Raw genomic sequence first — 26,914 nt, 5'->3', positions numbered from 1 at the left:
CACCTCAGTTGACTGCCAGGCCGCCTTCGCGAGCAAGCCCGCTCCCACAGGGGATCCCCTCTGGAACTACTTGAAGATCAATGCCTGCGGCACATCCACATCCCACACCACACCAGGATCATCCACACTCACTTCAACCACCCGCCCTTGGGCGAACAGCGGCTTGGCGCCGCGATCCCCCGATAGCGCCATCAACCCCGCCGCGAAGTCCCGTCCGAAACCGACCGGATGCCCGTACCCGCCGTCCTGCACGGGCACGCTGATACTGTCATCGCCAATCCCCGCCACCACTTGCTCGATACTCGATGGCAGGATGAACGGCATATCCCCCAGCACCATCAGCCAGCCATCGAGTTGCTTGCAGGCAGCGACTCCCGCGGCAATGCTGTCGCCCATTCCCGTCGATTCGATCAGCACAATCTCGCAGCCATAGGCCTGAGCCATGCGAATCACTTGCGGGCGGTCAGCAGTGGTCACCAGTACGCGCTTGTCCAGTGTCGCCGGCAGGTTGACCAATGTGTGCTCGATGACGGACCGCACCACGCCGTCACGCCCGGTGCAATCGGCCACCAATTTATCCTTTTCGGCACCCGCCACCTGACGAAACCGACTGCCCTGCCCCGCTGCCAACACGATAACGCCGATGGATTTGCTCATACGCTCTCCCGCAGGGCTTTCTTCTGCTTCAGTTCGATGCCGTTTTTGACCGCCACGATTTCCGCCATGAGCGACAAGGCAATTTCCGCTGGATTATGACTGCCGATGTGCAAACCGATCGGTCCATGCAAGCGGTCAATCGCCGATTGCGACAAACCCAGTTGAGCCAGGTTTTCCCGGCGCTTCTGGCTGTTGACCCGCGATCCCAGCGCTCCGACGTAAAAAGCCCTGGAATCCAGGGCCGTGAGCAGCGACATGTCATCCAGACGCGGATCATGGGTCAAGGCCACGACAGCCGTGCGTTCATCGGTCTGGATATTCAATACCGCCTCATCCGGCATGCCCGAAACGAATCGTCCGTGCTGCTCCTCCCAACCGTAGACGAACTCGCTACGCGGGTCGCAAATCAGCACCTCGAAATCCAGCAGCCGGGCCATTTCCGCCACATAGCGCGACAGCTGCCCCGCGCCGATCAGCAGCAAGCGCCAGCGCGGGCCATGGATCACCCGCAGGGTCTGCCCGTCGAACGTGAACACGTCATCTTTACTGGCCGGCTGCAAAAGTACTTCGCCGGTGGTCAGGTTCAGTTCACGCGCAACGATTTCATGGGCCTCGCAACGGGCGAGCAATTGCTCGACCCAATCCCCATCGTCGATACGCTCCTCGGTCAAGCGCAAGGTGCCACCGCAGGGCAAGCCGAAACGTGCGGCTTCCTCGCGGGTCACGCCGTAGGTGATCAATTGCACCGGCGGCCCGTCAAGTGCGAGGCGTCCGTCGTGCAGCCGGGCAATCAAGTCATCTTCGACACACCCGCCCGAGACCGAACCAATCACCATGCCGTCTTCGCGCAAGGCCAGCATGGCGCCGGGTGCCCGGGGCGCAGTGCCCCAGGTTTCGACCACGCTGTACAACACCACCCGCTGACCGGCGCGATGCCATTGCAACACGCTGCGCAGGACGTTCAGATCGGCGCTGTCCATCAGGCGCCGGCCTTCTGCCAGCCCGACAGCTGATAACGAACCGGCAGGTCGCGGATGCGCTTGCCGGTCGCAGCAAAGATTGCATTGCACAGGGCCGGCGCAATGGGTGGCACGCCCGGTTCACCCACACCACCCAACGGGACATTGCCCGGCGGCGTCACCAGATGCACCGCCACTTCTTTCGGCGCCAGGGCCATGCGCGCCACTTCATACATATGGAAGTTATCCTGCTGGACCTTGCCGTCCTTGAAGCTGATTTCCCCCAGCACCGCATTACCCAGGCCCATGACGCAGGCGCCTTCGAATTGCGCGCGAATCCGCTCGGGGTTGATCTGCGGCCCGCAATCGACGGCGATGTCAGCCTTGTGCACCACCAGCGTACCGTCGTCCTTGACCTCCACCTCGATCACCGCCGCCACATAGGTCACGAAGCTGTAATGCACTGCCAGGCCCAGGCCGCGTCCCTTGGGCAACTCACGCCCCCAACCGGCGGCTTTGGCGGCGGTCTCCAGTACTGTGCGCAGGCGCGCGGTGTCGATCGGATAACGCTCGGGGGATTCGCCGTAGTTCCACTCTTCACTCAAGGTACGCGGATCGATCTGACGGTCCGGGCCGAGCAATCTGATCTGGTACTTCAGCGGATCCTGCCCGGCCTTGTGCGCCAGTTCATCGATAAAACTCTGGATCGCGAAACCATGGGGAATGTTCGACACCGAGCGATACCAACCTACCCGGGTATGCACCGTTGCCTCGGGGTTTTCCAGGCGAATGTTGGGGATCGCATACGCCATGTTGGTGAACCCCATGCCCAGTTCGAACGCCGCCTCATGGTTCATGCCCGGCGCAAACAACGCGGTGATGCTCGGCGCCACCGTACGGTGCAACCAGCCGGATGGCAGGCCATCCTTGTTCAGGCTGGCCTTGAGGTATTCAGCCGACACGGTGTGAAAATAGGAACAGTGGATGTCGTCTTCGCGGGTCCATTGCACCCGCACCGCTTTGCCGGGGAATTCCTTGGCGAGGATGGCGGCCTCGATGATGAAGTCAGGCTTGGACTTGCGTCCGAACCCGCCCCCGAGCAGAGTCACGTTGAACGTGACCTTGTCGAACGGCAGGCCCAGGCGCTCACCGATCCGTTCCCGGGTGACCTGCGGCGCCTGGCTTGGCCCCCAGGCTTGGCACGCACCGTCCTTGAACCGCGCAATGGCGACCATCGGTTCCATCGGCGACTGTGACAAATGCGGCAAGTAGTAGGAGGCTTCCAGCGTGCTATCGGCGCTGGCCATGGCCTCATCGAGGTTGCCGGTATTGCGCACCACCTTGCCGGGCTTGAGCGAGGCGGCTTCGAGTTCCTTGCGATAGGCAATCGAGTCGTAGCTGGCGTTGGGGCCGTCGTCCCATTCGATTTTCAGTGCCTCACGGCCCTTTATCGCCGCCCAGGTATTGCTCGCCACCACGGCGATGCCGCCCAGGGGTTGGAACTCCGAAGGCAACGGACGGCTTTCGATCTGTACCACTTTGACCACGCCTGGGACTTTCATCGCCGCGCTGCCATCGAAGCTTTTGACCTTGCCGCCATACACCGTGGGCCGCGCGATGGTCGCGTACAGCATGCCGTCGAAATGCACGTCGGCGCCGTACACCGCACGACCATTGACGATGTCCTCACCGTCGATGGCCTTGGTGCCTTCCTTACCGATATATCGAAATTCCGAAGGTTGCTTGAGTCTCAGGCTTTCTCGCGCAGGCACGGCCAAAGCGCCAGCGGCGGCGGCCAGCACGCCATAGCCCAGTTCGCGGCCCGACGGTTTATGAATGACTTTATGAAGTTGCGCCTGGCACTCGCCGACTGACACTTTCCATTGGTCAGCGGCGGCTTGTTCCAGCATCGCGCGCGCGGCGGCACCGCAGCGACGCATCGGCTCGTACCAGTGACGCATGCTGCGCGAGCCGTCGGTGTCCTGGTTGCCGAAGCGCACTTCATCGCCGGGGGCCTGCTGTACCTTGACCATCGCCCAGTCGGCTTCCAGTTCATCGGCCACCACCATGGTCAAGCTGGTGCGCACGCCCTGGCCCATCTCCGAGCGGTTGCAGATAACGGTCACCGTGCCATCGGCGGCGATACTCACATAGACTTTCGGATCGTCGACCCAACCGTGGGGCATGCCGTCGGCGCCGAACTTCTTCTCTTTCTCTTCGGCAAACGCGTCTTGCCAACCCCAACTCGCGGCGACCACCAGCGCACCGGTCGCCCCCACGCCCTTGAGAAAACCACGGCGACTGAGGTTGCTCAGGGCGAAATCATTCGGTAACCGGTTCATGCCTTGGCCTCCTTCAGGTGAGTGGAAGCCTGACGGATCGCGGTCTTGATACGGTTATAGGTGCCGCAGCGGCAGATGTTGCCGACCATGGCTTCTTCGATCTGCTCGTCGCTCGGGTTCGGATGGGTCTTGAGCAGTGCCGTCGCCGACATGATTTGCCCGCCCTGGCAGAAGCCGCATTGAGCCACTGCCGTGTCGAGCCAGGCTTGCTGCACGACTTTGCCGATCGGATCGGCGTGCAGGTTGTCGATGGTGCTGACATTCTGCCCGACGACTGAACCGATGGGCGTAATGCAACTGCGTGCCGGAGCCCCTTCGATATGAATGGTACAGGCGCCGCACAGGCCCATGCCGCAGCCGAATTTGGTGCCGTTGTAACCGGCCACGTCGCGGATCGCCCAGAGCAGCGGCATGTCCTCGGTGACGTCGAGTTGATGGTCTTGACCATTGAGTTTCAGGGTAATCATGGGCACGCCCGCATAGGTCTTGAGTTATGGGGTCGAGCAATCTGCCGCTGGATCTCGGTGGGTCGCACGCAGATCGACTCAGGCTAATGGGCTCTCTTATGCTGACTCAAACGGTCTGCACCGGGCCTTTGGTGGAGCAAGAGTGTGCATCGTTAGCTGACTAAGTTAACCGAGCATTAACAAAAAAGCCCTGCACAACAAACATTGTGCAGGGCTTTTTGATCCGTCTTGAAAGCTTAGCTCAATACCGGTTCGGCTCCATTTCCAGATCGACATGGAAACGCTCGAGAATGTCTTTCTGGATGCGCTGCGCCAGGTTCAGCAGTTGCAGGCCCGTCGCGCCGCCATAGTTGACCAGCACCAGCGCCTGCAATTTATGCACGCCAGCATCAGCTTCACGGAAACCTTTCCACCCTGCCCGCTCGATCAGCCAACCGGCGGCCAGTTTCATCTGCCCGTCGGGTTGCGCATAGGCCACCAGGTCCGGGTATTCGCCCTTGAGCCGTGCAGCCAGCGCCGACGACACCAAAGGGTTCTTGAAAAAGCTGCCGGCATTGCCGAGTACGGCCGGGTCCGGGAGTTTTTCGTTGCGGATGCTGCAAATGGCCTGGCTGACATCGCTGGCGGTCGGATGCTCGATGCCTTGTTCGGTCAGGCGCTGGCGCACCGGGCCGTACTCCAGGTGCAGATGCGCTGCGCGGTCGAGGGCGAAACGCACACGCAGGATCAACCAACGCCCCGGCTCCTGCTTGAACAGGCTGTCGCGGTAGGCGAAGTTGCACTCTTGCAGGGTAAAGTCGCGCAGTTCGCCGGTCTGGCGATCGAGGGCGGTCAGGCCGGCGAACACATCCTTGATCTCGACGCCATAAGCGCCGATGTTCTGCATCGGTGCCGCACCGACAGTGCCGGGAATCAGGCTGAGATTTTCCAGGCCGGACAGCCCCAGGGACAGTGTGTGTTGCACAAATGGATGCCAGGGCTCGCCTGCCTCGGCCTCGATCACCACTTTGCCGCCCTCATCGCTCAGCACGCGAATCCCGCGCGTGGCCATGCGCAGTACCAGTGATTCGATATCCGCCGTCAGCAACAGGTTGCTGCCGCCGCCGATCACCAGCACCGGGACCTTGTACTCCAGCCCGTAGGCCAGAGCTTCGCGCACATCGGCGTCGCTATGGGCCTGGGCAAACAGCCGGGCCTGGACATCCACGCCAAAGCTGTTGAACGGTTTGAGCGAAACCTGTGATTGAACCTGCAAACTCATAACCGTCCCTTCAATTCGATCACCAGCAAATCACTGGCGTGCTCGATCAGGTCCAGCACCTGCTCGAAGCCTTGTTCGCCGTCGTAGTACGGGTCCGGCACTTCATCGACTGGCGACTGGTAGCGACGCAGGAACAGGTCCAATTCGGCCTTGCCCTTGGCCGGCTGCAAGGCCTTGAGGTTGCGCAGGTTGCTGTTGTCCATCGCCAGGATCAGGTCGTAGGTGGCGAAATCGGCACGACTGACTTGTCGGGCGCGCTGGGCGGACAAGTCATAGCCGCGCAGCTTCGCCGCGGCCTGACTGCGCTTGTCCGGCGCCTTGCCGACATGCCAGTCACCGGTGCCGGCGGAGGCCACTTCAACCTGATCGGCCAAGCCGGCCTCGCGCAGCTTATGCCGCAGCACGCCTTCGGCCGTGGGCGAGCGACAGATGTTGCCCAGGCAGACAAACAGAACCCGCATCACGCCTCCAGCAGGCGACGAACGCGCTCAAGGTCTTCAACGGTGTCGACTCCGGGTGGCGGCGCGATCAGTGCATCGGCGACGTGAATTCGTACGCCATGCCACAGCGCACGCAGCTGTTCCAGACACTCGGTGTTTTCCAGCCAGCATGGACCCCAGCTGACGAAATCCTGCAGGAATCCGGCGCGATAGGCATAAATGCCGATATGGCGGCGGTACGGCACACCTTCGGGCAACTGCTCACGGTTCACGGCGAAGGCATCCCGCGCCCAGGGCAAGGTAGAGCGGCTGAACGTCAGCGCCAGGCCATTGAGGTCGCTGACGACCTTGACCACATTGGGATTGAACAGGGTGTCCACGTCTTCGATCGGCTCGGCCAGGGTGGCCATGCGCGCTTCGGCGTGGGCTGCCAGGTTGGCGGCGACCTGATCGATCACGTTCGGCGGGATCAGCGGCTCGTCGCCCTGGACGTTGACCACGATAGCGTCGGGCGCCAGGCCCAGCTTCATCGCGACTTCGGCCAGGCGATCGGTGCCGGAGTTGTGATCTTCACGGGTCAACACCACTTCGGCGCCAAAGCCATTGCAGGCCTCGACGATGCGCGCGTCGTCGGTGGCCACCACCACCCGCTCGGCGCTGCTTTTGCTCGCCTGTTCCCAGACGTGCTGGATCATCGGCTTGCCGGCGATCAGCAGCAGCGGTTTGCCGGGCAGGCGTGTGGAGGCGTAACGCGATGGAATGACGACGGTAAAGGCTGTGGTCATTTATCCAGGCGCTCGTCGGTGGTCAGGGTGCGCGCTTCGGATTCGAGCATCACCGGGATGCCGTCGCGAATCGGGTAGGCCAGGCCTGCGCCCTTGCTGATCAGCTCGGTCTTGTCGGCGCTGAGCTTGAGCGGGCCTTTGCAGACCGGGCAAGCGAGGATATCGAGCAATTTGGTGTCCATGAGCATTCCCTGGAAAAAACGGAGTTAAGGCAACAAACGAGCCGGCAGCAGGCGCATCAACTGCGTGTCGAACCAGGCCACGAAGGCCGGCGACGGCACAGCATCGACCGCCAGGTACCACCAGTCGGCGGCGGCAAAGGCACGGCATTTCACCGCGTCTTTTTCCGTCATCACCAAGGGCAATGACGGCGTGAAATTCAACGCCTCCACGCTGTATTCGGCGTGGTCGGCAAACGCATGTGGAACCGGCTGCCAGTGTAGCGTTTCGAGGGTCTTGAAGAAACGTTGTGGATTGCCGATGCCGGCCACCGCGTGCACGGCCTGGCCTGCGCCAAAGTGGTCGAGGGGACGCCGTTCGCCGCTGCGCAGGTTGACCAGCGCGGTGGGTTGCAACTGGAAGGCAAATCCATCATCGCAGTCGGCCACGGCACCGTTGTAGAGGACCGCGTCGACGCTTTGCAGGCGCTCGACCGGCTCACGCAACGGCCCGGCAGGCAGGCAACGGCGATTGCCCAGGCCACGGGCGGCATCGATCAGCACCAGTTCCAGGTCACGGGCCATGCGGTAGTGCTGCATGCCGTCGTCGGACAGGATCAGGTCCAGCGGCTCACTGGCCAACAAGGTTTTGACGGCGTTGCTGCGATTGGGGTCGATCATCAGCGGGACGCCCGTGCGCTGGACGATTAGCAACGGCTCGTCACCGGCGACGTCGGCGCTTTGCTCGGCCTCGACTCGCCATGGCAGTTGCGGCGGTTGGGCGCCGTAGCCGCGGCTGACCACGCCGACCCGCAGGCCGCTGCGCTGGCAGTGCTCGATCATCCACAGAATCAGCGGTGTCTTGCCGGTGCCACCCACGGTGATGTTGCCGACCACGATCAGCGGCACCGGTGGCTGATAGATCTCGCCCTCTCCGGCCAGAAAGCGCTTGCGCTTGTTCATGACCACGCGCCGGTACAGCCATTCCAGCGGCTGCAACAGTTTCAGGGCCGGATGACCTGCGTACCACGCGGCGAGCAATCGATCGGACATGGCCATCAGGACGCGGGGGGCGCCGCTTCGACAGTGGTCATGCGCAAATGGCTGAAACCGAGCTTGCCGGCCGCATCCATGGCGGTGATGACGGACTGATGCTGTGTCTTGCCATCAGCGCTGATCGACAGTGGCCGGTTGGTGTCGCCATTGGCTTCCTTTTGCAGCGCATCCATCAGCGAAGCCAGATCGCTTTTCGGCAGGATCTGGTTGTTCACCGAGAACACGCCGTCGGCACTGATGGCGATGTCCAGAGGCTTGTTCTGATCGTCGGCCGGTGCGCCGCTGACCGCTTCCGGCAGATCGACGCGTAGCTGGGTTTCACGGGTGAAGGTGGTGGTCACGACAAAAAACAGCAGCAGGATGAACACCACGTCGATCAGCGACGCGAGGTTGATGTCCACCGTTTCTCGTGGTTTGCGGCGGAATTTCACGCTTTGCTCCCGGCCAGGTCCACATCGCGGTCGCCCTGCACTACCTCGACCAGTTTGATCGCTTCCTGCTCCATCCCTACCACCAGTTCATCGATCCGGCGTTGCAGGAATCGATGGAAGAATACCGCCGGGATACCAACCATCAAACCGGCAGCCGTGGTGATCAGGGCCTTGGAAATACCACCGGCCAGTACCGAGGCGTTGGTGGTCATGCCTGAGCCTGTGAACGCGCTGAAAATATCGATCATGCCCAGCACGGTACCGAGCAAGCCCAGCAACGGGGCCATGGCAGCAATGGTGCCCAGGGCGTTGACGTAGCGTTCGAGCTCATGGATGACCCGTTGAGCGGCCTCTTCGATGCACTCCTTCATGATCTCGCGGCCATGCTTGGAGTTGGCCAGGCCGGCCGCCAGGATCTCGCCCAAAGGCGAATTGGCGCGCAGTTCCTTGAGCTTTTCCTTATTGAGCTGTTTGTCCTTGATCCAGACCCATACCTGCCCGAGCAAGTGCTCCGGGGTCACGCGGCTGGCCCGCAGGGTCCACAGACGCTCGGCAACGATCGCCATGGCCGCGATGGAACTCAAAATGATCGGCAGCATCATCCAGCCGCCGGATTTGACCAATTCCCACACAGTGACAGCCCCCTCGAAAAAGTGCGCCACTCTAACATAGGGGGTGGACGCACCGAAGACCGTGATGTCGCATCCGGTCGGGCTTTGATAACGCTCGGTTATGGGTTCAAGGGCGGCGGATCGCGCCAGAAACGCCGTTCCTGGCGCAATGACCACGGCGGCTCGAAGCGTCCCAGTTGCAGACGAATGGCACCCTGTTCGACGCTGTCGTAGATCGCCATTCCACGTTTTTGATAACGCGCGATGACCGTGGGATGCGGATGGCCAAACGAATTGCCCTGCCCGCGGGAGATCAGCGCACCTTTGGGTTGCAGGACATCCAACAGGGCATTGGACGACGAGCTGCGACTGCCGTGGTGTGGCGCCTGCAGCCAATCGGTGGGCCGGGCCAACGGACTGTCCAGCAGGGCTCTCTCGGCGGCGGCATCGATGTCACCACTCAACAGCAGCCGTTCGCCATTGGCCTCGATCAGTAAGACACAAGAGTTCTGGTTGCTGTCGCCGGCCAATGGCCAGTGCCAAAGCTGGAAATCGACTTCATCCCAGGTCCATCGCCGACCGCTCTCACATCTCCCGGCCTGCAGTTGCGCAGGCAAGTCTGACGGTTCACCACTGACCACCTGTTTCACCGGCAACCCCCTGGTAATCGCCGGGGCACCGCCGGCATGATCGGCGTGGGCGTGGCTGATCAGCATCAGGTCTATGCCCTTCACCCCCAGTTTGTGCAATGCCGGCAGCACCACCCGTTCCCCCTGGTCGAGTTCTCCGAAACGCGGTCCGGCGTCATACAGCAACGTGTGATGCCGGGTGCGCACCAGGATCGCCAGGCCTTGACCGACATCCAGTTGCCAGACTTCCGCCATGCCCTCCTGCAACATCGGCCTGGGCGAAAAAACCAGCATCAACAGCATGGGCCATCCTAACGGGCGCATCGGCATGCCTCGCGGCAGCAAGAGCAAAAAGGCGCCAATCGCACCGATTGCCCAGGCCCATAGCGGGACTGCCGCGGGCACCCACGCAGGAACCTGACCGGAGACGAACCCCAATCCGCTGAACCAACCGTCGATCAGACCGCCCGCCAGCCACAGCAATTTCTCACCCACATAAGGCACCGGCAGCAACAGCGTCCCGAGCAACGCCGGTGGCAGTACCGCCAGACTGATCCAGGGCACCGCAAACAAATTGGCCAGCGGCCCGCTCAGACTGATGGGCAACCCCAGTGCCAATAACAACGGACACAGCCCGATTGCAATCAGCCACTGGGCACGGGTCCAGGTCTGCCACCAACGCCACGGCCCCAAACGTCCGCCGAAGGTCAATATCAAGACTGCCACGGCCGCGAAAGACAGCCAGAAACCAGGCTGGAGACTCGCCAGCGGCGCCAGCAGCAAAATGCCGTTGAGTGCCAACAACAGTGGCCACCACGCACCGAGATGACGGAACCGCAGACGCCACAACAACACCAGACCAATCATCAAGCAGGCCCGCCGCACCGGCACCTCGAAACCGGCCAGCATCCCGTAACCGAGCGCAGCGGCGAATGCCAGGCCACACGCCCAGGGCAACCATGGCAGACGGTTCGGCCATAACCCAAAGCGGGCCAGGCCGGCGATCAGCAGATACACGACGCCCGCCAGCAATCCGATGTGCTGCCCGGATATCACCAACAGATGGACCGTGCCGGTGTCCTGCAATACCTGCCAGTCTTCGCGACTCAACCCGGCGCCGTCCCCGAGCACCAACGCCGTCAACGCGCCGTTTCGCCCTTGGGCATCCACCGCCAGCAAACGCTGACGGATTGCATCGCGCCAGGCCCATTGGGCTGGCGCAAGGCGTTCGCCCTGCTTGATCGTCCCGGTCGCCCCGATGCGTTGTGCCAGCAACCAGGCCTGGTAGTCGAAGGCCTGCGGATTGAGCAGCCCGACCGGACGCTTCAACTTGACTGCCAGGCGCCAGCGCTCGCCACTGTTCACCGGCGGCCCGCCATACCAGGCCAGACGCATTTGCTGCGGCAGCCGGGTACGTCGGGACTGGATGTCGGTCAACTCGAAACGCACGACACCGTCGTCATGCCGGGGCAAGCCAGTGACCCGCCCTTCGACCCAACGGGTTTCTCCGTCCAGCGCCGGCGGTAACCGGTCATCCAGCGCCCACTGCGCATTCGCGCAGGCCCAACTCAAGCCGAACAAGTAAAACGCCACCGGATAAGTCCTGAACGGCAGCAACATCAAACCCGCCACCGGCATCGCCAGCCATAACCAGACCGGCGGTAATGCCGGTAAAAAACGCAAGGTCAAAAGACCCAACGCCAGCGCCATCATCCCTGTGCGCATAAGCCCGTCCTTGAAAGTCCCCTTCAAGGCTTAGCCCGCTCGTCGCATGGGCGCCGTCAATAATTGTCACAAAATCTGAATAGGCAGTTCATGGAATCCAGACATACTTGCCGCCCTGACCGACCGAGAAGCCTTATGCCCCGGCGCTTATTCAAACGCTACATGCCAGACCCGATGAGCATCAGGGAACACAAGTCCTTACGCTTTCTCGGCACGCTGTTGCATGACCCGAACCTGTGGCACCTCAACCGCCACTCCGTTGCCCGCGCCATGGCGGTGGGGCTGTTCGCCGCGTTCCTGCCGATCCCGCTACAGATGCTGCTGGCGGCAATCCTCGCCATCATCGTGCGCGGCAACATGCCGATTGCCGTGAGCCTGGTCTGGCTGACCAACCCGATCACCATGCCCGCCGTGTTCTTCTGCACGTACCAGACCGGCGCCTGGCTGATGGACGTTCCCGCCCGGCAGTTGCCGGACTCACTGAACTGGGAATGGATCACGGGTGAAATCTCGACCTTGTGGCAACCGTTTCTGTTGGGCTCGGTGGTAACCGGGCTGGTACTCGGCGCACTGGCCTACTTTCTGGTGATGATGTATTGGCGCTGGTGGGTGGCCAGGCAATGGAAGCGGCGCAAGAAGAGCCGGATGTGAGAATGCAAACGGCCTCCACTTGGGAGGCCGTTTTTTTTGCGGTGTCCGGGCTGACGCCATCGCGAGCAAGCTCGCTCCCACAGTGCTACATGGATCCATGTGTGGGAGCGGGCTTGCTCGCGAAACAGACGACTCGGTATTTCTCAGGTACGCATCCCGCGCCCGCTGACCAGCAACCTTGCACTACCGAGATACAGCACCGCAGTCGCAACCAGCATGAAGGCGATGGCCACGCTGATGCGGATATCCGATACGCCAAGGATGCCGTAGCGGAACGCGTTGACCATGTGCAGCACCGGGTTGGCCAGGGACACGGTCTGCCAGAACGGTGGCAGCAAGGTGATCGAGTAGAAGACCCCGCCCAGATAGGTCAGTGGCGTCAGCACGAAAGTCGGGATGATCGAAATGTCATCGAAGTTACGCGCAAACACGGCGTTGATGAAGCCCAGCAACGAGAAGATGGTCGCGGTCAGCACCACCACCAGAATGGTCACGCCCAGGTGATGCACCTGCAAGTGGGTGAAGAACAGCGACAGCAGGGTCACGATGATCCCCACCATCAAGCCACGCAGCACGCCGCCCAGGGTATAGCCAATCAGAATGGTGTGCGGCGACAGCGGCGAGACCATCAATTCTTCAATGGACCGCTGGAACTTGCTGCCGAAGAAACTCGACACCACGTTGCCGTAGGAGTTGGTAATCACCGACATCATGATCAGCCCCGGCACGATGTACTCCATGTAAGTGAAGCCGCCCATGTCGCCGATCTGCCGACCGATCAGATTACCGAAGATCACGAAGTACAGGACCATGGTGATGGCCGGCGGCAGCAGGGTCTGGGGCCAGATCCGGGTGAAACGCCGGACTTCACGGTAAACGATGGTGTTGAGGGCAACGAGGTTGGGGCGCAGCTCGGAACTCATACCGCCACCTTCGACAGATTTTTCTCCACCAGGGACACGAACAACTCCTCGAGGCGATTGGTTTTGTTACGCAGGCTCAGCACTTCGATGTTCTGCTGCGCCAACTGGGTGAACAGCGCGGTGATGCCCATGGACTTTTCCACCTGGACTTCCAGGGTGTGGCTGTCGATCAGCCGGGACGGATAGCCGAGCAACTGCGGCGCAGCTGGCAGGTCGCCCTTGAGGTCCAGCAGGAAGGTTTCGACATGCAACTGGCTGAGCAACTGCCGCATGCTGGTGTTCTCGACGATGGTGCCGTGGTCGATGATGCCGATGTTGCGGCACAGCTGCTCAGCCTCTTCCAGATAGTGGGTCGTGAGGATGATGGTGATGCCTTTCTGGTTCAGCTCGGTGAGGAAGCTCCACATCGAGCGACGCAGCTCGATATCCACCCCGGCGGTCGGCTCGTCGAGGATCAGCAGACGCGGTTCATGAACCAGCGCGCGGGCGATCATCAGGCGACGCTTCATGCCACCGGACAGCGAGCGCGATGGCACGTCCTTCTTGTCCCACAGGCCGAGCTGGGTCAGGTACTGTTCGGCGCGTTCCTTGGCGATTTTCGCCGGGATGCCGTAGTAGCCGGCCTGGGTCACGACGATGTCGAAGGTCTTTTCGAACTGGTTGAAGTTGAATTCCTGAGGCACCACGCCGATGGAGCGCTTGAGCTGCGCAGGATTCCTGTCCAGGTCGTGACCGAAGATGTTCACCGTGCCGCTGGTCTTGTTCACCAGGGTCGAGAGAATGCCGATGGTCGTGGACTTGCCGGCGCCGTTCGGGCCGAGCAAGGCGAAAAAGTCACCTTCGGCGACATCCAGATCGATACCACTCAGGGCCTGGAAACCGTTGCCGTAGGTTTTGGTTAGCTGCCGGATGGACAGAGCGGAACTCATATCTGATTTACGCACCAAGAAGGGAAGAAAAGGATAAGTATGGGCGGCGGCGAACAAAACAACCGCAGCGGAGTGGCACAATGGTGCTTGTCGCCGCCACACAAGTACAGTCAAGCGTGTCGATAGTGAGTATTAAGTCAACGCGGTCATGACCGCCTTTTGATACGCCGGACGCTGTTTCAACCGGCCATACCAGGCCTGCAGATGCGGTTGTGGCGCACGTTCGATCGGCATCTCGAACCAGGCATAAATGAAACTGCCCAGGGGAATATCGCCCATGCCGATCTCGTCTCCGGACAGGTAGGGCTTGTTCGCCAACGCCTGATCGGCCATTGCCAGCAGCGTGTCGCATTCCTTGATCGCCGCCTTGATGGCGGGCCAGTCCTGCTGGTCTGCCGGGGTACGCAGCACACCCCAGAACACGGTACGGAACGGGCCGGCAAAGCTTGAGGTGGTCCAGTCCATCCACTTGTCGGCAGTGGCCCGGGCCTTGGGACTATTCGGGTGCCAGGCCGTGCCGTCGGCATGCAAGGCCATCAGGTAACGCACGATGGCGTTGGACTCCCACAACACAAAACCGTCGTCTTCAATGACAGGCACGCGACCATTGGGATTCATGGCGCGGTATTCGGGTGTATCGACGACACCAAAGGCGCCACCGGCATCGATCGCCTCGTAGGCCAGTCCCAGTTCTTCGGCGGCCCACAATGGTTTTCTGACATTCGACGAGTTTTTCCGACCCCAGATCTTCAGCATGACCGCCTCTTTTTCGGTAAGTGGGCAGGCAGCATACGCCGGATCAGGCGCGACTCAAATCGCTCTGCATGTCGCCCAATAGTGGTTGCTGTTGCTCACCGAACAGGTGCGGATAGCACTTTTCCAGGTGTTCGAAAAAGAACGCTTCAGGTACGTCGGCGAACTGGCCGTGATCGACCAGGTACTCCATCAGCTTCGCGCCATCGCGGTTGAAGGGATGAAAAACGCTGTCGTTGATCCCGTCGAATTCCAGCGGCGCCACATTGAACAGGTCGCAGAGTTTGCGGTTGAACGCGGGTGTCGCCTTGACCCAGCGATCCTGCAAGTAAAACTCGGTGTAGCCGTGCATGGCGAACATGTCGCTCTTGAGCAATTCGAGCAGCCGTGGCGTCGACAAATGATTGCGCACATCCGCCAGGCCGATCCGCGCGGGAATCCCGCAATGCCGCGCTGCACCTGCCAGCAACGTGGCCTTGGGCACGCAGTAACTCTCCCCGGCCGCCAGCGCATAACTGCCGCGCAGGGTCTGCGGGTCGCGACTGAACGTGTACGGGTTGTAGCGCACCGCTTCGCGCACGGCGTAATAGAGACTGATCGCCTGCTCCAGCGGATCGCGACTGGCGCCACGGTGCTTTTCGGCGAACTCCACCACGGACGGATGGTCACTATCGATGAAGCGGCCGGGACTCAGATACTCGCGCATGAAAATAATCTCCTGGGGAAGCCCCGAGTCTAGCGAGAGCTTCAGCACAGAGATAACGACGTTTCGGCCAAACATGGCCGCTTTGCCGCTCGCTCAATGAACGTATTTCCCACGTGTGCGGCCCATTTGTCGCACGAAAATCATGCTGGGTTTCCCACGACTCGAATCACATCGCTCCAACCAGCCTGTTTCGCGGATGCCGTCTAAGCTCTGTGGGCTGGTTCGCCCTGGTTTCACGGAGGAATGAATATGCTGTTGTTGTGGATACTGGTTTTGCTGGTCGGGATTGCTTATTTGGCCCACCGCCGCATCGCCCCGCTGCCCGCCTTGGTCATCGTGGCCATCTATGTCGTGGCCATGGGCGCTTTCAGCCGCGCACCGGGCTGGCTGCTACTGGTTTTCTGGGTGTTGATCGCCGCCGTCGCCGCGCCTTTGCTGCTGCCCGACCTGCGCCGCAAATTGTTCAGCGCGCCGATGTTCAACTGGTTCCAGAAAACCCTGCCGCCGATGTCGCAAACCGAACGCGATGCCATCGACGCTGGCACCGTCTGGTGGGACGGCGAACTGTTCAGTGGCCGTCCGGACTGGAGCAAGCTGCTGTCCTATCCCAAGGCGCAATTGAATGAAGAGGAACAGGCCTTCATCGACGGGCCGACCGAAACACTCTGCGCCATGGTCAGTGAATGGCAGCTCGGTCAAACCATGGACCTGCCGCCGCAAGCCTGGACATTCATCAAGGACAACGGCTTTTTCGCCCTGATCATCCCCAAGGAGTTTGGCGGCAAGGGCTTCTCCGCCTATGCCCACTCGCAAGTGGCGATGAAACTGGCGAGCCACAGCGGCGACCTTGCCTCAACCGTGATGGTCCCCAATTCCCTCGGCCCGGCCGAACTGTTGCTGCATTACGGCACCGACGAACAACGCAATCACTACCTGCCTCGCCTGGCGCGCGGCGACGACATCCCGTGCTTTGCCCTGACCGGTCCGCTGGCCGGCTCCGACGCCGGCGGCATGCCGGACTCTGGAGTGATCTGCAAAGGTGAATGGGAGGGCCAGGAAGTCCTCGGCCTGCGCCTGAACTGGGAAAAACGCTACATCACCCTCGGTCCGGTGGCCACCCTCCTCGGCCTGGCCTTCAAGGCCTACGATCCGGATCACCTGCTGGGTGACAAGGAAGACCTGGGCATCAGCCTGGCACTGATTCCGACCGACATCGCCGGTGTCGAGATCGGCCGCCGACATCTGCCATTGGGCGCGGCATTCATGAATGGCCCGAACTCGGGCAAGGACGTGTTCGTCCCGCTGGAGTTCCTCATCGGCGGCCAGGAGATGCTCGGCAAAGGCTGGATGATGCTGATGAACTGCCTGTCGGTCGGGCGTTCGATTTCCCTGCCGGCGGTGGGCACCGGCATGGCCAAGTTCACCAGTCTGGTAACGGGCCAATACGCTCAGGTTCGCGAGCAGTTCAATGTGCCGATTGCCTCGTTCGAAGGCATCCAGGAAGCCATGGCCCGCATTGGCGGCAACGCCTGGATGATGGACGCCGCCCGCATGCTGACCGCCAATGCAGTCGATCTGGGCGAGAAACCGTCGGTGCTGTCGGCAATTCTCAAGTACCACCTGACCGAACGCGCCCGCGACTGCATCAGCGACGCCATGGATGTGCACGGCGGCAAGGCGATCATCATGGGGCCGAACAACTACCTCGGCCGCAAATGGAACGGTGCGCCGATTTTCATCACCGTCGAAGGCGCGAACATTCTCTCGCGCAACCTGATGATCTTCGGCCAGGGCGCGATTCGCTGCCATCCGTTCGTGCTCAAGGAAATGGCCCTCGCCGGCCGTGAAGACAAGGATCAGGCGCTCAGAGAATTCGATGACCTGCTGCTCAAGCACATCGGTTTTGCCGTGGGCAACGCCGCCAGTACGCTGGTGCTCAATCTCGGTTTCGGGCATCTGGAACACACTCCGGGCGACAAACTCAGCCAGGGTTATTTCCGCGCACTCAACCGTCAGGCCGCTGCTTTCGCCCTGCTCGCCGACCTGAGCATGATGTTGCTGGGCGGCGCACTGAAACGCCGCGAACGCCTGTCCGCACGGCTAGGCGACGTATTGAGCAACCTTTACCTGGCGTCCGCCGCGCTCAAGCGCTACAACGACCTTGACTCACCGCAGTACATGGCACCACTGCTGACCTGGGCCATGGAAGAAAGCCTGGGCCAGGCGGAACGGGCGATGGATGAACTGCTGAGCAACTTCCCGAATAAAGTCGTGGGCTGTCTGTTGCGAGTGATCGTGTTCCCGTTCGGGCGCCGGCACAAAGGGCCATCGGACAAACTCGGCGCCGAAGTCGCAGGGGTGATCGGCCGCGCCAAGGGCGACCCGGCACTGGAGGAAGTGCTCCTGGGGTGCTACCGCCCGCAAGCGAGCGACGATCCGGTCGGTGCATTGCAACACGCCTGCAATCTGTTGAGCGCCGCACAGCCGCTGCAGAAAAAACTGCATATGGCACTCAAGAGTGGCCAGGTCAAACCGGTGGCCGGCGAGTCGGTGATCGATGCCGCCCTCGAGGCTGGTGTATTGCAGCCGGTGGAAGCCCAAACCCTGCGAGAAGCCGAAGCGGCCCGGCGCAAGGTGATCGATGTCGATGACTTTGACCAAGAGGCCTTGGCACTGGCCGAGGGAAAAGTCCGCTGATCCCGTCAAGCATGTAAAAACGGGCGCGGGCGCTTTATACTCCCGCGCCCGTTTTGCTCTTGAGGACTTATCTCGTGTCCAACATCGTTGCCGATCATCTCGTTTTACTCGACCACCTGCGCAGCATCCTGGTCGCCGTAGGTGAGGCCGAGCAGGTTCCCGACGAAAGTCATGCCTTGTTCCTTGAGCGCTTCGACGAACTGCTTGCGTTACTGCCTGTCGACCCGATCGAAAGCCAGTACTTGGGCCAGGACATCCTGTGCCAGGTCATCACTCGCTACCCGCAAATCGCTCACCTGGTCCCGCGCGACCTGCTGTGGTATTTCGCCGGCGACTGCCTGCACTACATGCCCGATGATGAAATCGACCTGTATCAGGCACTGGAAGAGCGCCGCTTCGAAGCCGAACAGAACGACGAGCCCTTCGACTGGAACCAGGAAAAGCAGTTGCTGGCGCTGTCGAACCAGGACAGCAAGCACTGATCGTCAATCAGTGATGCCAAAGGCCCGCATGCTTGAGCATGCGGGCCTTTTTTTTCCTTCAGCGCACCCCGTCAACTTCATGCAACCGCACTGTGCTGCGACCTTTTCCGCACGTCCGCCTGCCTATCTCCAGCCTTTGCACCAATAGTTTTCTCTCTATCTCATGGCACTTTGGTTTGATTGAACTACCTTCAAACTACAAGAAGTCATAACGGCTCGAGTTTTCACGTTAGCTTCAGTGATCAGATAGCGGATTGGCAAAAGGAGTTACCTCACCATGATCCTGGCAGGCGCTTTTCGGCTCTGTACCTGCATTGCCGATGACTTTCCGGGGGAACCAGGTCGACCCATAGGCGCGAGTATTGCTCCGACGGGCAGTCCAGGTAACCGGATCACTAAAAACCGTTTCAGCAAAGGTCGCTCGCTGTCCCGCCAGATCAGCGAATTGCGCCTGCATGCGTGTAGCACGCAAGGAATAACGCCAAGGCCGTGGATAAGTGGTCTGGCGCATTGGGGGGGATAGCCCGATCCCCGTGAAGTGATCCGAGACAACTCAGCCTGACTAAAGATGGCCTATCCAGTGAGGATGTACTTAATGAGCCTTCGTACCGTGCCCGCTTTCAAGCGAATTTTCCATGGCCTGTTCTGGATGGGCCTCAGCGTGGATGCGGCTCAGGCCGCGCCGGCCAATTGCTCGCAACTGGACAATTGGCCGTCTACGTACGAGGTCGGCCAAGGGCTGCAGAATGAACTGCGCAGCCCTGTCCCAGTAACACAACTGGCGGTGGGTGACCCGAAAATTGCCGACGTGCAGCCCAGCGGCAGCAGCGCATTCATACTCACGGGCATTGCGCCGGGGACCACCAGCCTGATGGTCTGGACCGCCTGTTCGAAAACGCCACGCCAAAGCATGGTGTTCGTCAAGGGTAGAGCCACATCGGCGCTGACCAGTGTGCCGTCGGTGCCCTCCGACGACCCGTTGCTACCGAGCCAGGTGCAGACCGATATCCGCTTCGTTGAAGTCAGCCGGACCAAACTCAAGGAAGCCTCCGCCTCGATTTTCGGCGTCCGTGGCAACTGGCTGTTCGGCTCGCCGAGAACCTTGCCTACCATCGGCGGCATTGTCACGCCGTCGATACCGGTGAACAACGACAACTTCAACCTCACGTTTGCTACCGGCAGTACCCTGGTGGCGCTCAATGCGCTGGAGGGCAGCGGCTTCGCCTACACCCTGGCGCGGCCAAGCCTGGTAGCGCTCAGCGGGCAGAGTGCGAGCTTCCTGGCCGGCGGTGAAATACCGATTCCGGTGCCCAGTTCAGGCAGCGATAACGTGTCCATCGAGTACAAGGAATTCGGTATCCGCCTGACCCTGACGCCGACCATCGTCGGGAAAAACCGTATCGCGCTGAAGGTGGCGCCGGAAGTCAGTGAACTGGATTTCACCAACGCCGTGAGCATCGCCGGCACAGTCGTCCCGGCCCTGAACGTGCGCCGGACCGATACCAGCATCTCCCTGGCCGACGGCGAAAGCTTCGTCATCAGCGGCCTGATCAGCTCCCGCAACAATTCCCAGGTGAACAAGTTTCCGGGGCTGGGCGATATCCCGGTTCTGGGCGCGTTTTTCCGCGACAACACCATCAACCGTGAAGAGCGCGAACTGCTGATGATCGTCACCCCGCATCTGGTCCAGCCACTGGCGGCCAATGCACAACTACCGTCATTGCCTGGTGAGCAGCTGCGCAATTACGACCCGAACTTCTACCGCATGTTTTTCCTCGAAAATGGCGACTTCGACAGTCGCAGCGGGCTCTCGCAATGAACCGGAGCCTGAACCAGACTGGCCTCGCCCTCACTCGTAACGGTGACTTTGAACGCTTGCCGGGCCAGCTGTATTGCCATTGGCCAGGCGCTCAACCTGTTGTCGCCAGAGGACCTTCGATGAAAGCAGTCATTGCAATTGCGGCGACATTAATGCTCGCAGGCTGTGCCAGCAATGGCCTGTCTTCGCGACCGGCCAGCTGTGCCAAGCCCGGTTCGGAGCAAGAACTGGCCCTGAACCTGGCCGACAACATGGCCGACGAAGGCCGTTTGTATGCCAGCCTGGCGAATCTGGAAGGATTGCCCGATAACCTGGTCCAGGTTCGCCTGCGCAAGGCTCGGGTACTGCGCCTGATGGGGCGTAGCGGCGACGCGCAGCCGTTGTACGAAGGCTTGCTAGGCACCTGTCTGGCGGCTGAAGGGGAGCATGGCCTGGGCCAGTTGGCCGCCGCCAGAAATGACAACGCCAGCGCTGCCACTCACCTTGAGCGTGCGGTGAAGATGGCTCCCACCGACGACAGGATGCGCAATGACCTGGGGGTCGTCTACCTCAATCAGCGACGGATCCCCGAAGCACGCTTTGAGTTCATGACCGCCATGGAGCTCAAGCAGGCAAACACACTGGCGGCACTCAATATGGTGACGCTGCTGATCTACCAGGATAACTGGAAGGCGGCAGCCGAACTCGTGACCCGCGCCGACTTGAGCCCCAAGCAAGTCGTAGAGGCTCAAACCCGCGCGGAAAAACTCAAGGCCTCCGCCAAAAAAGTGGTGGCTAGCGATGGGAATCGCAAGGCTGAGGTAGCCGATGCCTCTACCAGTGCGAACAAGTAGAACGTACGAGGAGTCGAGATGAATACCAAACGGCTGTTGATCCTGTGCACGGCTTGCCTGTCAACCACTGCCTGGGCCATTGAGCCAGGGCCCTCCTCGCCGTATCAACAAGGCACCGAGCAGTGGTTGCAACTACAAATTCGCGGTGTGGTTGCATCCCCTCACCTGCAAACCGCTTCGGCCACCGAGCGTGACCTGGCCATGCAGCGCTGGCTGAACAGCTTCAACTACCCGATTCCGGAATTTTATGACCAGGATACAGCGGGAGAAATGACCATCGGCGACTGAGGCATGTCGATGGGTGATCAGCCTCTGGCGTAGTCCAGAGTGGCCTGGCTAAAAAGCCAGGCTCAATCACGTGTGCAGGAAAATACAGTCCAGGTATTAAAAGATGGAGCAAGCGATTGGAGTGAATGCACTCCGTTCGCCAGCTCCACCTCGTTCTTATGCAGTACAGCCATCCTGTTCGACAGCAAGCCACTCCTGTTCACTTACCGAATACTCTGAGTACCCCGATCAGGGCCGGGCCGATAGCGACCAGAAAGAAGCTCGGCCATAGACAGAAAATCAGTGGAAATATCAGCTTGGTACCGATTTTCGCCCCCATCTCTTCGGCGGCCTGTGTACGCCGGTCACGGAATTCATCGGCGTAGATGCGCAGGGTGTCGGCCACGCTGGTACCAAAGCGGATACTCTGCGCCAACAGGCTGACCAGCCCTTGTACGTCATCCAGGCCAGTGCGTACGGCCAGTTGTTTGAGCGCCTCGGTACTGGAAATGCCCGCGCGGATTTGCCCATTGACCAGGGCCAGCTCTTCAGCCAGTTCGACCTGACTGACCGACATCTCCTCAGCCACCCGTTCGATGGTCGTGGGCAGGGCCAGACCCGACTCCACGCAAACCACCATCAGATCCAGCGCATCCGGAAACGCAGCACGCAGCCGACCTTGTCGCAACTGCTTGCGCTTGGCGACATACACCGCTGGCACCAGCCATCCGATAGCGGCCACCACGAACACCAACAGCAGCCCCATGATCAGGGAAACCTTGGGAATCATCGGCAACAGCAGCAACGCAATACCGATCAATAACAGCGGCAACATCAAGCGTACCGCCCAATATATTTGCACCGCCGACGAGGAACGGTATCCCGCATGCATCAACAGGGTCTGGGTGACGGACGTCTGAGCCGATTCGGCCGAGCCAAAGCGCTGGCCAACCCGCTCCAGCAACAGTTGCAGGTTACCCGGAGCTTCCTGCCCGGTCGTGTTGCCTAAATGACCACGCTTGATCAACGCCAGACGACGCTGCACCGGATCCTGAAGCCCCATCATCAGCAAGATCACGGCGACAACCGCAAGCACCGTACTCAAACCGATCACGGCGAGGAACAACAGGCGCACCATCTCCTCGTTTGCCGTGACCCGACTGAACAACCCGAGCAAAAAGTCCATGACCTGTACCTCCCGGTAGCGAACACCGCTTAAACCTGAATCCGGATGATTTTTCGTATCCAGAAAATCCCGATCAACATGGCGCAGAACGCCCCGATGATCAGCTTGTGACCGGTGGGATCATTGATCAGAACCGGCATGTAACTGGGAGTGGTGAATATGATCGCGATCGCCAGCACGAAGGGAATCGCCACCAGCACCCAGGCCGACATACGCCCTTCCGCCGACAGGGTTTTGACTTTGCGCTGAAAGCGGAAGCGCCCGCGAATCAGCCGACTCAGACGCTCCAGCACCTCGGTCAGATTACCGCCGGTCTCGCGATGGATGAGGATCGAGGTCACCAGCATCATCACCGTCATGCTTGGCATCCTCTCCAGCAGGCCGAGCATGGCCCGGCGAACATCATTGCCATAGTTGATATCGGAGAAGGTCAGGCCGAACTCATGAGCGACCGCCCCCCTGTGTTCCTCGGCCACCAGGCGCAGGGTTTCGTTGAATGGGTGCCCGGCGCGCAGAGCGCGGCACATGGCATCCAGTGCATCCGGCAGGCCTTCCTCGAACTCAGCGAAACGCTTGCCACGGTCGCGAGAGATTTTCAGTATGGGTAACCAGAAAACCGCGAAACCCGCGATCAGCGCCATCCACCAGACTGGCGAAACCATCCAGATCAAGATACCCGCCCAGACACCCAGCACCAGCCCGAGCAGCAATACCCGGTAGGCCCGGTATTCGTGCCCGGCCTGCTCAATCATTTGCGTCAATGCTTCCATAAAGGGCAGCTGTTCAAGCCTGGCTTCCAACGGCGACAAACGCGTCAGGTATTTCTGTCGCAACACGGTCTGCATGTTGGGCAAATTATTGGCTTTCTCCAGTACATGCAAACGGCCGCGGATGCGCTTGCGCATCTTGCCGGCCTCGCCAAACACCGGCACAGCCACGCTCTGGGACAGGAGGAAGACGGCGATAAACACCATGCCGAGGAACATCAGAATGAATTCACCAGGAATACTGTTCATGGCTGCCGTGCCTCCATCCACTCAGGCCTGAACATCGCAAGCGGCAACTCGATGCCGCGCTTGGCCAGCACATCGCGGAAGGCGGGGATCATGCCGCTGGGCCGATAATCCCCGAGTACCTCGCCGTTTTCGCCCATGCCATGGCGCGCGAAGGAGAAGATTTCGGTCATGGTGATAATCTCGCCTTCCATGCCGTTGATCTCCTGCACACTGACCAGGCGGCGCTTGCCGTCCTCCTGGCGTTCCAGCTGAATGACCACATCGATGGCCGAAGCGATCTGCTGACGCATGGCCTTGATCGGGAAGGTCGCCCCAGTCATCGACACCATGTTCTCGACCCGCCCCAACGCATCGCGCGCGGTGTTGGCGTGGATCGTGGTCAACGAGCCGTCGTGGCCGGTGTTCATCGCCGTCAGCATGTCCAGTGCCTCGACGCCGCGCACTTCGCCGATCACGATGCGGTCCGGGCGCATCCGCAGGCTGTTGCGCACCAACTCCCGCTGGCTCACCTCGCCACGCCCCTCGATATTCGAAGGCCGGGTTTCCAGACGCACTACATGGGGTTGCTGCAGTTGCAGTTCGGCCGAGTCTTCGATGGTGACGATCCGCTCGTTGTGCGGAATGAAACTGGACAGGACATTGAGCATGGTGGTCTTGCCGCTGCCGGTACCGCCGGAAATCAGCACGTTCAAGCGCCCACGCACTATCGCCTTGAGCAGCAGGGCAATGGCCGGGGTCAATGTACCCACCTGGATCAGGCTGTCGGTATTGAGCAGGTCCACCGCAAAGCGCCGGATCGACATGCTCGGGCCGTCGATGGCCAGCGGCGGGATAATCGCGTTGACCCGCGAACCGTCCTTGAGCCGGGCATCCACCAAGGGCGAAGACTCGTCGATACGCCGCCCCAGGCTGGAAACGATGCGGTCAATGATGTTCAGCAAATGCTGATCATCGCGAAAGCGCACATCGGTACGTTGCAGTTTGCCAAAGCGCTCGACATAGACCGAGGCATAGCCATTGACCAGAATGTCGGACACGCTGTGATCGGCCAGCAACGGTTCCAGGGGACCAAGGCCGAGCACCTCATCGGTGATCTGCTTGATGATCAACTGGCGGCTGGAAGTACTCACCGGTGCCGAATGCTCATCGAGCAGGCGCTGGCAAATATCGCGAATCTGCCGCGTGGCCTCAGCCTGTTCAAGGGAGTCCAGCAAGGACAGGTCCATGACCTTGAGCAACTGCTGATAGATCTTTTCTCGCCACTCGGCTTCCACTGGGGTGACCTGACTTCTGGTTTCGTAAAGAACGTCCGGCGTTGCACGTTCCCACTCCATTATTTCCTCGGCCGGATCCAGATGGTCGTCACCCGGCTGGTTAGCCGGCGATGAAGCGGGTTTACCGGACTGTTTGCGCAAGCGGTTACGAAAGTCGCTGATCATGGGTCACCCCCCGAAAAAACGGTTGAAGGCGCGTTTGAACACGCCTTTTTTTCCAGCCATCTGGTTGCCGAGCAGGTCATCGGCCACGTTGCACAGGGCAACGGTGATCGCCGCCTTCGGCGCATGCAGACCCAATGGCACACCAGTGTTCTGACTCTGGCTGACCAGGTTGAAATCATTGGGTAATTTCGACAGGTTCGTGCAGCGCAGCGCCTCGCCGATATCCTTGAGGCTGACCGCTGCCGTCTTGTCATAGCGGTTGACCACTATCTGCAATTGATCCCCACGCACGCCCAGGTCTTCGCGAAGAATCCGCACCAGGGAGCTGGCATCGCGCAGATGGCTGACGCTCTGCTGCACCACCACGTACACCCGATCCACCTGTTCCAGTACGGAGCCGGTGAGGTGGTCGATTTGCCGTGGCAGATCGATCACCACCCAGTCATAGCTGGCACGGGCCAACTGCATCAGGGTGTCAAGTTGCTCGGGTTGAGCATCCTGCGGCAGACACAGCTCTCCGGCCCGGCCACCCAGCACATGCAAGGTCGGGCTGAAGTGGCTGCAAAAACCCCGTAGCGCAACACTGTCCATGCCGTCGATCTGATGCAACACCTCTAGATGGCTGTGGGTTTGCGCCACATCCAGGTAATGCGTCACGCTGCCAAATTGCAGGTCCATGTCCAGCAACAGGGTACTGCCACCCTTCAGGCTGAGCTGCTGAGCCAGGTTGCAGGCCAACATGGTGCCGCCGGATCCGCCCTTGGCGCTGATCACGGCGAGCAATTTCCCTTCTGTCCCGCTGCCGGTCCGAACCTCCATGACCAGCCGATTCAAGGCGGCGACCAGTTCCGTCTCGGCGACGGGCTCCGGGAGCACGTCACGGGCGCCGGCCTGCATCGCCAGGCGCATGCCTTCCTGTTCGCTCAGCAGACCGCACACCAACATCGGCGGACGCTCATGGGCCGGGCGCTGCAGCAGTGCCGCCAGCTCTTCACGCCACAGGTGGCTGACGCGCAACAGCAACAGATCAGGCATCCGGTCCAGACCGTAGAGCGGGTCGACATGCCCATTGCTCACCAGGCGAGTGCTCACCTCCAGGCTGGGCATGCGTTGGCAGACGCTCTGCAGGTCGCGCAACGACGTGGCATCACGGCTGCTGATCAGCAACCTGAGCCCGGCTTTGCCGGTCGAACTTGAGAGTGGAGTGTCCTTGGTATTCAGCATGGCGTGATCTCCCCGGAACCGGAATGACGCCCTAGGCTTTCGCGTGGCAAAGTTGCCCTGAATGCAGGCAGGGTAATGCGCACGCCAAACCCGGGAATAAACAGGTTGAAAACAAAGTCTTCCAGACTCAACCGGACATAGCGGATGGCGCGGAAGCCGCTGGTAGCGGGATTGGTCACCTCCGCGCCGTTTACGTCAAGATAGGTCAGCGTCAGGTGGCCGATGGCCAGATCGCCGATCAGCTGACTCGTACCTTCATCGCCCTCGGCATTTAAGATCGCCCGCTGCCGGATCATCGAATCGTCGATATCACACACCGCCGCCATCATCGCCATCGCCGCCAACGCGATCACCATCAATACACTCACCGATCCTTCCTGGCGCCTTGGCTTCGAAGTGAACGGCTGCTGAATACGAAGATTCATCATCAAGCCCTCGATTGCCGATACTGATCCGGATCGGCTCCGC

Annotated in this window: 27 protein-coding genes; 6 read left to right on the top strand and 21 right to left on the bottom strand. The window is 60.8% G+C overall.

Annotation, left to right across the window (positions count from 1 at the left end; genetic code table 11):
- Positions 1–66: 66 nt before the first annotated feature.
- From KGA98_RS15725 to KGA98_RS15670, 12 genes are all read right to left on the bottom strand, one after another.
- Positions 67–657, bottom strand: a complete 591-nt coding sequence (locus KGA98_RS15725; RefSeq protein WP_223502763.1) for an NTP transferase domain-containing protein — start codon at positions 655–657, stop codon at positions 67–69.
- Positions 654–1,637, bottom strand: a complete 984-nt coding sequence (locus KGA98_RS15720) for an XdhC family protein (protein WP_223502762.1) — start codon at positions 1,635–1,637, stop codon at positions 654–656. The genes KGA98_RS15725 and KGA98_RS15720 overlap by 4 nt, the downstream gene beginning before the upstream one ends.
- Positions 1,637–3,958, bottom strand: coding sequence for a xanthine dehydrogenase family protein molybdopterin-binding subunit (locus KGA98_RS15715; protein ID WP_223502761.1), 2,322 nt, complete (start codon positions 3,956–3,958; stop codon positions 1,637–1,639). Before KGA98_RS15715 ends, KGA98_RS15720 begins: the two co-directional genes overlap by 1 nt.
- Entirely contained in the window at positions 3,955–4,425 is a 471-nt protein-coding gene (locus KGA98_RS15710; RefSeq protein ID WP_015096391.1) for a (2Fe-2S)-binding protein, read from the bottom strand. The genes KGA98_RS15715 and KGA98_RS15710 overlap by 4 nt, the downstream gene beginning before the upstream one ends.
- Before the next feature lie 241 nt (positions 4,426–4,666).
- On the bottom strand, positions 4,667–5,686 hold the full coding sequence (murB, locus tag KGA98_RS15705) for a UDP-N-acetylmuramate dehydrogenase (protein ID WP_223502760.1): 1,020 nt from the start codon (positions 5,684–5,686) through the stop codon (positions 4,667–4,669).
- Complete coding sequence (locus KGA98_RS15700; protein ID WP_090457215.1) at positions 5,683–6,147, bottom strand: low molecular weight protein-tyrosine-phosphatase; 465 nt, start codon at positions 6,145–6,147, stop codon at positions 5,683–5,685. The genes murB and KGA98_RS15700 overlap by 4 nt, the downstream gene beginning before the upstream one ends.
- Entirely contained in the window at positions 6,147–6,911 is a 765-nt protein-coding gene (kdsB, locus tag KGA98_RS15695; RefSeq protein ID WP_090457217.1) for a 3-deoxy-manno-octulosonate cytidylyltransferase, read from the bottom strand. The genes KGA98_RS15700 and kdsB overlap by 1 nt, the downstream gene beginning before the upstream one ends.
- Positions 6,908–7,093 (bottom strand): Trm112 family protein, encoded by a 186-nt coding sequence (locus KGA98_RS15690; RefSeq protein WP_003179363.1) that lies wholly within the window; start codon positions 7,091–7,093, stop codon positions 6,908–6,910. The genes kdsB and KGA98_RS15690 overlap by 4 nt, the downstream gene beginning before the upstream one ends.
- Positions 7,094–7,117: 24 nt before the next feature.
- Positions 7,118–8,128 (bottom strand): tetraacyldisaccharide 4'-kinase, encoded by a 1,011-nt coding sequence (gene lpxK / locus KGA98_RS15685; protein WP_223502759.1) that lies wholly within the window; start codon positions 8,126–8,128, stop codon positions 7,118–7,120.
- The gene (locus KGA98_RS15680) at positions 8,128–8,556 is read right to left on the bottom strand and encodes an ExbD/TolR family protein (RefSeq protein ID WP_057713701.1); all 429 of its coding nucleotides are present in this window, start codon (positions 8,554–8,556) and stop codon (positions 8,128–8,130) included. Before KGA98_RS15680 ends, lpxK begins: the two co-directional genes overlap by 1 nt.
- Positions 8,553–9,188, bottom strand: coding sequence for a MotA/TolQ/ExbB proton channel family protein (locus KGA98_RS15675; protein WP_057713700.1), 636 nt, complete (start codon positions 9,186–9,188; stop codon positions 8,553–8,555). The genes KGA98_RS15680 and KGA98_RS15675 overlap by 4 nt, the downstream gene beginning before the upstream one ends.
- A 98-nt stretch (positions 9,189–9,286) precedes the next feature.
- Positions 9,287–11,521: a DNA internalization-related competence protein ComEC/Rec2 gene (locus KGA98_RS15670; protein WP_223502758.1), complete on the bottom strand. Its 2,235-nt coding sequence runs from the start codon at positions 11,519–11,521 to the stop codon at positions 9,287–9,289.
- Between the two features lie 135 nt (positions 11,522–11,656).
- Here KGA98_RS15670 and KGA98_RS15665 point away from each other — a divergent pair, with 135 nt between their 5' ends.
- The gene (locus KGA98_RS15665; RefSeq protein ID WP_057713698.1) at positions 11,657–12,172 is read left to right on the top strand and encodes a DUF2062 domain-containing protein; all 516 of its coding nucleotides are present in this window, start codon (positions 11,657–11,659) and stop codon (positions 12,170–12,172) included.
- A 143-nt stretch (positions 12,173–12,315) separates the two neighbouring features.
- Here KGA98_RS15665 and KGA98_RS15660 read toward each other — a convergent pair whose 3' ends face one another.
- The 4 genes from KGA98_RS15660 to KGA98_RS15645 form a co-directional block, all read right to left on the bottom strand.
- The gene (locus KGA98_RS15660; RefSeq protein WP_046037490.1) at positions 12,316–13,095 is read right to left on the bottom strand and encodes an ABC transporter permease; all 780 of its coding nucleotides are present in this window, start codon (positions 13,093–13,095) and stop codon (positions 12,316–12,318) included.
- On the bottom strand, positions 13,092–14,024 hold the full coding sequence (locus KGA98_RS15655; protein WP_057713696.1) for an ABC transporter ATP-binding protein: 933 nt from the start codon (positions 14,022–14,024) through the stop codon (positions 13,092–13,094). The genes KGA98_RS15660 and KGA98_RS15655 overlap by 4 nt, the downstream gene beginning before the upstream one ends.
- 132 nt (positions 14,025–14,156) lie before the next feature.
- On the bottom strand, positions 14,157–14,780 hold the full coding sequence (locus tag KGA98_RS15650; protein WP_223502757.1) for a glutathione S-transferase family protein: 624 nt from the start codon (positions 14,778–14,780) through the stop codon (positions 14,157–14,159).
- A gap of 43 nt (positions 14,781–14,823) precedes the next feature.
- Entirely contained in the window at positions 14,824–15,483 is a 660-nt protein-coding gene (locus KGA98_RS15645; RefSeq protein ID WP_057713694.1) for a transglutaminase-like domain-containing protein, read from the bottom strand.
- Between the two features lie 249 nt (positions 15,484–15,732).
- Between KGA98_RS15645 and KGA98_RS15640 the strand changes: the two genes are divergently transcribed.
- The 5 genes from KGA98_RS15640 to KGA98_RS15615 all read left to right on the top strand — a co-directional run bounded on the left by KGA98_RS15640 (position 15,733) and on the right by KGA98_RS15615 (position 21,602).
- Positions 15,733–18,180, top strand: coding sequence for an acyl-CoA dehydrogenase (locus KGA98_RS15640; RefSeq protein ID WP_223502756.1), 2,448 nt, complete (start codon positions 15,733–15,735; stop codon positions 18,178–18,180).
- A 74-nt stretch (positions 18,181–18,254) separates the two neighbouring features.
- Positions 18,255–18,662, top strand: a complete 408-nt coding sequence (locus KGA98_RS15635; RefSeq protein ID WP_007972361.1) for a PA2817 family protein — start codon at positions 18,255–18,257, stop codon at positions 18,660–18,662.
- A 595-nt stretch (positions 18,663–19,257) separates the two neighbouring features.
- Positions 19,258–20,481 (top strand): type II and III secretion system protein family protein, encoded by a 1,224-nt coding sequence (locus KGA98_RS15625; RefSeq protein WP_223502754.1) that lies wholly within the window; start codon positions 19,258–19,260, stop codon positions 20,479–20,481.
- A 119-nt stretch (positions 20,482–20,600) separates the two neighbouring features.
- A complete protein-coding gene (locus KGA98_RS15620) occupies positions 20,601–21,314 on the top strand; it encodes a tetratricopeptide repeat protein (RefSeq protein WP_223502753.1) in 714 nt (237 codons plus the stop codon).
- A gap of 18 nt (positions 21,315–21,332) precedes the next feature.
- Positions 21,333–21,602, top strand: a complete 270-nt coding sequence (locus KGA98_RS15615) for a DUF3613 domain-containing protein (RefSeq protein ID WP_150672620.1) — start codon at positions 21,333–21,335, stop codon at positions 21,600–21,602.
- Between the two features lie 199 nt (positions 21,603–21,801).
- Here the strand turns inward: KGA98_RS15615 and KGA98_RS15610 are convergent, their stop codons facing one another.
- From KGA98_RS15610 to KGA98_RS15590, 5 genes are read right to left on the bottom strand one after another with little or no spacing between them, the layout of a single operon-like run.
- A complete protein-coding gene (locus KGA98_RS15610) occupies positions 21,802–22,767 on the bottom strand; it encodes a type II secretion system F family protein (protein ID WP_223502752.1) in 966 nt (321 codons plus the stop codon).
- 29 nt (positions 22,768–22,796) lie between these two features.
- Positions 22,797–23,783: a type II secretion system F family protein gene (locus KGA98_RS15605; protein ID WP_223502751.1), complete on the bottom strand. Its 987-nt coding sequence runs from the start codon at positions 23,781–23,783 to the stop codon at positions 22,797–22,799.
- A complete protein-coding gene (locus KGA98_RS15600; protein ID WP_223502750.1) occupies positions 23,780–25,222 on the bottom strand; it encodes a CpaF family protein in 1,443 nt (480 codons plus the stop codon). The genes KGA98_RS15605 and KGA98_RS15600 overlap by 4 nt, the downstream gene beginning before the upstream one ends.
- Before the next feature lie 3 nt (positions 25,223–25,225).
- Positions 25,226–26,446, bottom strand: a complete 1,221-nt coding sequence (locus KGA98_RS15595; protein WP_154909326.1) for an AAA family ATPase — start codon at positions 26,444–26,446, stop codon at positions 25,226–25,228.
- Positions 26,440–26,874, bottom strand: coding sequence for a hypothetical protein (locus tag KGA98_RS15590; RefSeq protein ID WP_317848888.1), 435 nt, complete (start codon positions 26,872–26,874; stop codon positions 26,440–26,442). Before KGA98_RS15590 ends, KGA98_RS15595 begins: the two co-directional genes overlap by 7 nt.
- Between the last annotated feature and the right edge of the window lie 40 nt (positions 26,875–26,914).

This window comes from Pseudomonas sp. BF-R-24 (genome assembly GCF_019947335.1).
GTDB lineage: Bacteria > Pseudomonadota > Gammaproteobacteria > Pseudomonadales > Pseudomonadaceae > Aquipseudomonas > Aquipseudomonas jessenii.
The sequence above is the reverse complement of the archived record's forward strand: the minus strand, read 5'-3'. Positions and strand labels throughout refer to the sequence as shown.